The following is a 920-nucleotide window of genomic DNA, read 5'->3' on the forward strand; positions in this document are numbered from 1 at the left end:
GAAGGTGTGACCTACGATGGTGGCGACGGTATTCTTACTGATAACGGTAATGGTACGTACACCTTTGCTCCGAATGAGAACTTCAATGGCGACGTAAACTTTGGCTTTGATGTATCAGATGGTACCGATACAGTCTCTGCAAACATCGACGTAAGCGTAACAGCGGTTGATGATGCGCCTGTATCGGGTGACCTAGCGTACTCAATCGACGAAGACGGTTCGATTCGTCTAAGCCAAGAGCAGCTTCTATCGCAAGCTTCTGACGTAGAAGGCGATGACCTAACAGCTAGCAGCCTAACGGTTGACGGTGATGCAACGGTTGTAGCTAATGATGACGGCAGCTTCACGATTACGCCAGATGAGAACTTCAATGGTGACATCGATATCAGCTTCGATATCTCTGATGGTACCAACACCGTTCAGGCTTCTGCGGATCTAACGGTTAACCCAGTTAACGACCTGCCAGTCCCTCAAGATCAACAGTTCAGCGTTGAAGAAGATGGAACGCTTATCTTCACCGATGCAGACCTATTAACAGGCGCTACTGACATTGAAGGTGACAACCTTACTATTGAAAGTGTGACCTACGACGGTGGCGACGGTATTCTTACCGACAACGGTAATGGTACGTACACCTTTGCGCCGAATGAAAACTTCAATGGCGACGTAAACTTCGGTTTTGATGTGTCTGACGGCACCGATACGGTGTCAGCAAACATCGACGTAAGCGTAACTGCCGTAGATGATGCGCCTGTGTCTGGTGACCTAGCGTACTCAATCGACGAAGATGGTTCGATTCGTCTAAGCCAAGAGCAGCTGCTTTCTCAAGCATCAGATGTGGAAGGCGATGACTTGACGGCCAGCAGCCTAACGGTCGACGGTGATGCAACGGTTGTAGCTAATGATGACGGCAGCTTCAC

The 920-nt window shown here is 49.3% G+C and carries 1 protein-coding gene; it reads left to right on the top strand.

Going from position 1 to position 920, the window contains the following annotated elements:
* Window positions 1-920, top strand: a 920-nt coding sequence (locus AB4482_RS04305) for a tandem-95 repeat protein (protein ID WP_372180584.1), incomplete at both ends; no start/stop codon positions are given.

Origin of the sequence: Vibrio sp. 10N.222.55.C7 (assembly GCF_041473335.1) — a bacterium.
Classification (GTDB): domain Bacteria; phylum Pseudomonadota; class Gammaproteobacteria; order Enterobacterales; family Vibrionaceae; genus Vibrio; species Vibrio crassostreae_C.